Origin of the sequence: Xanthomarina sp. (assembly GCF_035306705.1) — a bacterium.
Taxonomy (GTDB): Bacteria; Bacteroidota; Bacteroidia; order Flavobacteriales; family Flavobacteriaceae; genus Xanthomarina.
Window position 1 is genome coordinate 1 of record NZ_DATGNO010000058.1, and the last position, 6,410, is coordinate 6,410.

The following is a 6,410-nucleotide window of genomic DNA, read 5'->3' on the forward strand; positions in this document are numbered from 1 at the left end:
CATTTTATGGTGGTCTCCAGACCCTAGGTTTGTGCTCTTTCCAGAGAAATTAAAAGTCTCAAAAAGCATGAAACAGGTACTGCGAAACAGCGATTTTCAAGTGACCATAAACCAAGATTTTAAAGGGGTGATAACCGAGTGCGCCAAAACCAAAAGAACAGGTCAGCGTGGCACTTGGATAACCCATAGTATGATAGAGGCTTATATGAAACTACATAAAGAGGGTGTTGCTAAATCTGTGGAGGTTTGGCAAGACGGTAACTTAGTCGCAGGCTTTTATGGTGTGGATTTAAACAATGGCGTGTTTTGTGGCGAAAGTATGTTCACAAAAGTTAGTAATGCCAGTAAAGCCGGTTTTATAAGCTTTATACAAAACAGCAATTACAACCTGATAGACTGCCAAGTGTACACCAATCATTTAGCCAGTTTGGGAGCTGAAGAAATTTCCAGGGAAGACTTCCTGGGGTTTTTGTGATACCTGTATGGTATTGGAGTTTCATGCTTTTTAGTATAAAACATATATGTTGACTTGTGATTCTGAGCAAAATAAACCTGTCTCCAATAGGCAGAGAGTCTTATTACTTCTCTAAAGTCAAACAAAAAATATCCAAAAACCCAAACATTTACGGAAAAACCGTAACACCAACCCTGCATTTCATCGAAAAGTAGGAAAAATACGTAGTACTACGTACAGGATATTTTAAATTTAACTTTTAGGTTTATGGCATGTTAACCTAAAAATTATTTATTATGATCAAAAATCAAAAATCAAAAATCAAAAAGCGTAAAGCTAAGGCGTTTTTTATCTAAAAGTTTTATCTTACTTTTAATGATAGGTTTTTTTAGTTGTCAGAAAGAAGACGATTCCTTTATAAAACAGGAACACACCTCGCAAACTTCAAGAACCAAGTATAGTATTACCAAAATAGACTATCAAACAGTGCAACAAAACAACCGTTTGGTAAATTCCATAACTAAAATCAAGGAGCAAACAGGCACAAAAGGCTCTAGTTCACAAAACAGATTGGTACATTCCAGTACTTATGATTTTTATATAGATACAGATGTTGCCACCTATATGGAAAACGCAAATGGTAGTTACCACTCTTATACCTTTCCGGTAATAAGGGACAATCCAAGCGTAGCCTTGGAAAACATCTTGTTTTCTTTACAGGCTGATGGTACCTACAAAGTGTCCTTGGTGTCCTACAATTTGTCAGAAAGTGAAAAAGAGGCTTTATTTAATGGACAATTTGTAGACTTAACAAATAAAGCAAGTATAGAAACCATAGATAGCCAGGCTTTAATAGATGAAACTCTAGCAAGTATGGATCAAGGAAACTGCACAACATTAATTATAACTTATTGTTCACACGGTAACCATCCAGAAGGATACGATAATGGCTCACCTTGTCCAGGATATGAAATAATGTTCGCAAGTGTTTGTTCTGGAGGAAGTAATACAGATCCAGATAACCCAGACAATAGTGATGTTCCAGATGGAGAAAATAATCCAGGTGGAGGCGTACCCAATGATACAAACAACAATACTAACGATGCTACTTCACCAACATATAACATTCCATATGAGCAAAACTTAATAGAATGTTTGGGCTTGAACTCTGTAGAAAATGCTAATTTGGTTGTAAGTAATTGGATAAATAATCCAGATAATTTTATTCAAATGAGGGATGTTAGTAGTTATGTGGATAGAAACAATTGTAGTACAGAAGCCCAAAGTTTTGCAATGGAGGCTATTGAGGCGATTTTGGAAGGAGGAGAAGTTGATTTTGAGGAGAATAGAATAAATGGAATAAAATTAGATTCAAACCTACCCCCTTGTACACAAAATATGTTATTAGATTTAATGCTTGGTAATTTCCTTTATTCCGATACAATGGGTAACATTGAATTAATTAATAGCACTTTTGAGATTTTGGGAGGTTCATATAGTTCTTCGCCAATGGGTTTTGTAACAACATATAAAGTTGGTGAAATAGATGGCAACGGACAAACTTCTCCAGCAGAATTGGATAGTGAGGGAGTTTATCAGGTCACTGTTACAATAAGTGAAAATCTTGTTGAAAATGGTACAAAGCTTGCTTTAATTAAAACAATACTACATGAATCTATCCATGCATATTTGAGGTATGTGGCCAAACAATATCCTTTATTATTTACTGATCCAGATGGGGAATTTAGTACTTTGGTTGCAGGGTGGCAAGAATACCAAAACAACAATGACGCTCACCATTTGTACATGGCAGAGTTGGTTTCTGAAATGGCATTAAATGTGTCTAATTTTATCCAAGAAAAATATGGGTACCCTGCTTCAACCACAGAATATTACGAGGCTGTTTGTTGGAGTGGCATAACACATCTTGCTAATGGCTCTTTAAATCCTGTTTTTTCTGATAATTTTCCCAATTCAGATGACCAATATCATATAATCAAAGTATTTAATACAGAGAATGGCACGGAAACCTATTCGGGATATGAACCATTAGTAGATAATAACTGTAATTAGTTATGAAAGCCATAATCGGCATTTGGCAAATAATGACTATTACACACCGAAATAATTAAATAACTGAACCACAGGTTCTTGTTAAAATTTAAATTGATGAAAAAATTATTTAGTTTTATTTTTTTTGTTACGTTTTTTTTAAGTTGTGCTCAAGAATATGAATTTATCAATCAGGTTATAACCCCTTTTGAAAAAAAGAACCCTATACCATTGGACACTATTTTCTTAAGAAATAAATTTTTGCTTCCAGGGAAGGGCTTTCAGAGTATTGAAAGCTTTAACAAACCAAATTTAAAAAGTCTATGGGAACCCATTCCTTATGTACATACTCCACCAGTAGAATTGTTTTTGCATAATTTTGACACAGGTTACATACAATCTGAATTGCAGAAAATTCAAAATGATTCATTAATTAATATTGAACAGTTGAATAAATACTTCTATTTATGTAGTGATGAGTTTGTAAAAAACAATCCTCGGAACAAATATATATCTATTTCAAAGCCAATTTTTAATCGAAACAAAGATTGGTGCTTTATTGTTAAATCTCATTTTATTCCTTATGTTCAAGTTGGTGGTGGTATTATGGAGATTTATGTAAAAGTTAATAAAGTTTGGGTATTATATCATACCTTAACATTATGGTTCAGTTGAGTTTGTATAGTTGTTTGTCTAGATGGAACTATCAATGGGATAAAGAATATGGTACTGGTGGTAATTTAGGATGGGATTATTATTATGCAATGTCTTTTTCTGGTCAGTTTTCAGTATATCCAAATGGAGATATTGCTACAACAACAGATACATTTTTAGAATTAGTTCCAAATGCTAATAAAAGACAGGAAATAGTTGATATAATATTAAATGAACAAACAAATAACAATGATGCGCAAGGGACAGACTGTAATTAAGATAACGATATTTTGTTTTGCCCTTCTCATGGCTTTTTTAAGCCATGGGCAAACTAATTTAGATTCTACTTTTGTCGCTAACGAAAAATTGAATTGTGTGTATAACAAATTAAAGGCGGATAATTCATCGCTATTTAGTGAGACAGTAGGTGCTTTTATAGATAACCCTAGTGCAAACCTGATATTTACTGTAGGTAACTGTACAACTACTAATGATGCTTGTACAGATGATAACTATTTTGCAGAAACAGGTATTATAAAAATTACTATTGAAGATGTTAATACAAACCCTATTGAAATAGAGGCATTAATTTTGCATGAAGCGTACATGCTGAGTTATGTAAGTATGTTTATGATTATCAAACAGGGCTAGACTTTAATAATAGACCAGTTTTATTTCAATGGTATAAGTTTTATAGTGAATCAAACGTTCCAGATCATCATTTAGATCATCCCTACATGTCTGCATATTATGTTGATAACATTGCAAACGCTTTGAGAGTATATGATAATTATAGCTATCCTTTAGACTATTATAAATCATTTGCGTGGCAAGGGTTGGAAAATTGGGATGTGAATAATCTATTGACAGATGAACTAGAAAATTTATACTATCAATATGTTCCAACAGTAATCAATAATAGTGAAGTATGTATAGATTAAATATTTTTTTAATATTACTTTTCACATTTAGCTTATCGTGTAGCGAGAAGCTAAATGTTGATAAAAGTAAGTACCAAGTAATGAAGGTAATTTATAATAATATCCCTAAAAACATTCCTCCTACACCATTAGAATTATTGCCAGATAGTATCGCTAAAAAAGTTAATTTGAGTGATAGAAATGGGTTAGTGCATATATATGCCATTAATTTAAATACTCAAGATTACGACTTATCTAAAGTTAACAGCAGAAAAGTAAATAAAAAAGATTCAATTACCGGATTAAGTAAAAGAGTGGATTTATCAGATGAGGAGTTAAGGCTATTTAATAAATTTAAAAAAAAGGCATTTGAATTTCAGATTGATACACTATTATTGGAAAATGTTTTTGATGAAAATTTATTTTTCATGTCTAAGAGAACTATTTCACGAGAAGAGCAAAAGCAATACGATTTAACTGGGATAATAAGCTTTTCTGATGTGGTTTTTAATAATGAAAAAAATAAAGCAGTTATAACTGTTGGAACTAATAGAGGAAGATTAGATTCTGATTTAATAGTATATTTTTTAGATAAAATAGAAAATGAATGGAAAATTACTTATTACTCTGTAATAGAAAAGTCTTAAAAGGTAGCTAATTTAAGTAATTGAAGTATGCAACGAATAAAAGAAATTATTTTGGTTATTGTACTAATAATGTTTGTTTATTCTTGTAATGTTGAAAATAGAGAATTAGATAGTGATATAGAAGAAGTAATAAGTTTGAGTATTGAAAAATTTAGTTTTCCTTTACTACCCTTACCAAAAAAGGTTAATGATTCACTTATATTTGAACCAATTGAGAGTATAAAAGATTCACTTGCAAATGTTAAATTGAATATTGCAATTTACCCAATCATTGATAAAGTTAAAATAGAAGGTGAAAACGAAATTGTAAGAAAAAAATTATTCATAAGCACGAATACGATACATAAAATTGATGAAGGTAGTAGACACATACTAATTCCGGCTGATACAGTTCTTCTCAAAAAATCAAAAGATTGGAAAGAATACGATTTGTTATATCGTTTTACCAAGTTTGAATTTAACTCTAAAATGGATAGTTGTAAAATTTATTTAGGAGTAAGTAGAAGTGCACTTTGGGGACAAGCTTATGAAGTTTATTTAGAAAGAAAGATAGATAATTGGAAAATAATTAAGACAATACAAAAGGAAAAGTGGTGATAACCTAATTATAAAAAGCCTCTTTTTCAATATTTGAATAAGAGGCTTTTAATTACTTAGATAATTTAAACAAACAACGCTTTCAACTCAGTAGCCTCACCAGGTGTAAGTTTTTCCAGCAAGCACCAAACTCAATTGTTTACGCCTTAAATGTAAATACAAGAAATAAAATTGATTGTAAAGGACAGATTTTTAGTAATTTTATAAAATTATTTAGTAGGGAACTTTTTAAAAATGATTACTTTATACTTATGAAAAAATTATCGCCTACAGAAAGCCAAGATTTTATTCAAGTCCTAAAAAACCGTTTTGAAAGTCACAGGCATCGTCATGAAGCTATGGGTTGGTCAAAAATACAAACCAGATTAGAAGCCCATCCAGAAAAATTGTGGTCGCTTTACCAAATGGAAAAAACTGGAGGAGAACCCGATGTGGTAAATTACGATAAACAGACAGGTGAATATGTTTTTTATGATTGCTCCAAAGAAAGCCCAAAAGGACGTAGAAGCCTTTGCTACGATAGGAAAGCTCTACAGTCCAGAAAAAAATTCAAGCCAAAGGACAATGCTATGGATCTGGCAACTGCCATGGGAATAGAGCTTTTAAGTGTCGCACAATATCAAGATTTACAAAAATTGGAAGCCATAGATTTAAAAACTTCCAGTTGGGTAAAAACACCAGAAGAAATTAGAAGCCTTGGGGGAGCCCTATTTGGCGACAATCGTTTTGGTACAGTCTTTATCTATCACAATGGTGCAGAATCATACTATGCAGCTAGAGGCTTTCGAGGAGCTCTTAGAGTCTGAATGTTAAAGATTAAGACTACAAGAGTTGTTTCTTTATTTTCATAATTCATTATCCACCTCATGATACCTAAAACATCCAACCTCATGATCGTTTACCATGCCTGTGGCTTGCATATGTGCATACATAACTGTGGAGCCTACAAACTTAAAACCGCGTTTTTTTAAATCCCTGCTCAAAGCATCTGAAATGGCTGTCGTGGCTGGTGCTTCTTTATAATGTTTAACCCGATTTTTAATAGGTTTCCCATCAACAAACTTCCAAATATAACTACTGAAGCTA

Annotated in this window: 9 protein-coding genes; 8 read left to right on the forward strand and 1 reads right to left on the reverse strand. The window is 32.2% G+C overall.

All coding sequences use genetic code 11. The annotated features are described in order from the left end of the window. From aat to VKY47_RS05055, 8 genes are all read left to right on the forward strand, one after another. The coding region (gene aat, locus VKY47_RS05020) for a leucyl/phenylalanyl-tRNA--protein transferase (RefSeq protein ID WP_324310883.1) at positions 1-475 on the forward strand (475 nt) is incomplete at its 5' end. Between the two features lie 354 nt (positions 476-829). Further along, on the forward strand, positions 830-2,527 hold the full coding sequence (locus VKY47_RS05025; RefSeq protein ID WP_324310885.1) for a hypothetical protein: 1,698 nt from the start codon (positions 830-832) through the stop codon (positions 2,525-2,527). A 96-nt stretch (positions 2,528-2,623) separates the two neighbouring features. Continuing rightward, positions 2,624-3,181, forward strand: a complete 558-nt coding sequence (locus VKY47_RS05030; RefSeq protein ID WP_324310886.1) for a hypothetical protein — start codon at positions 2,624-2,626, stop codon at positions 3,179-3,181. Beyond that, positions 3,169-3,438 (forward strand): hypothetical protein, encoded by a 270-nt coding sequence (locus VKY47_RS05035; protein WP_324310888.1) that lies wholly within the window; start codon positions 3,169-3,171, stop codon positions 3,436-3,438. Before VKY47_RS05030 ends, VKY47_RS05035 begins: the two co-directional genes overlap by 13 nt. Further along, positions 3,410-3,811 (forward strand): hypothetical protein, encoded by a 402-nt coding sequence (locus VKY47_RS05040; RefSeq protein ID WP_324310889.1) that lies wholly within the window; start codon positions 3,410-3,412, stop codon positions 3,809-3,811. Before VKY47_RS05035 ends, VKY47_RS05040 begins: the two co-directional genes overlap by 29 nt. Before the next feature lie 370 nt (positions 3,812-4,181). Continuing rightward, the gene (locus tag VKY47_RS05045; protein WP_324310890.1) at positions 4,182-4,727 is read left to right on the forward strand and encodes a hypothetical protein; all 546 of its coding nucleotides are present in this window, start codon (positions 4,182-4,184) and stop codon (positions 4,725-4,727) included. 27 nt (positions 4,728-4,754) lie between these two features. Further along, positions 4,755-5,324, forward strand: a complete 570-nt coding sequence (locus VKY47_RS05050) for a hypothetical protein (protein ID WP_324310892.1) — start codon at positions 4,755-4,757, stop codon at positions 5,322-5,324. A 251-nt stretch (positions 5,325-5,575) separates the two neighbouring features. Next, positions 5,576-6,130 (forward strand): DUF4256 domain-containing protein, encoded by a 555-nt coding sequence (locus VKY47_RS05055; RefSeq protein WP_324310894.1) that lies wholly within the window; start codon positions 5,576-5,578, stop codon positions 6,128-6,130. A 39-nt stretch (positions 6,131-6,169) separates the two neighbouring features. Here VKY47_RS05055 and VKY47_RS05060 read toward each other — a convergent pair. Next, positions 6,170-6,410, reverse strand: a 241-nt coding sequence (locus tag VKY47_RS05060) for a DNA-3-methyladenine glycosylase I (protein WP_324310896.1), incomplete at its 5' end; no start/stop codon positions are given.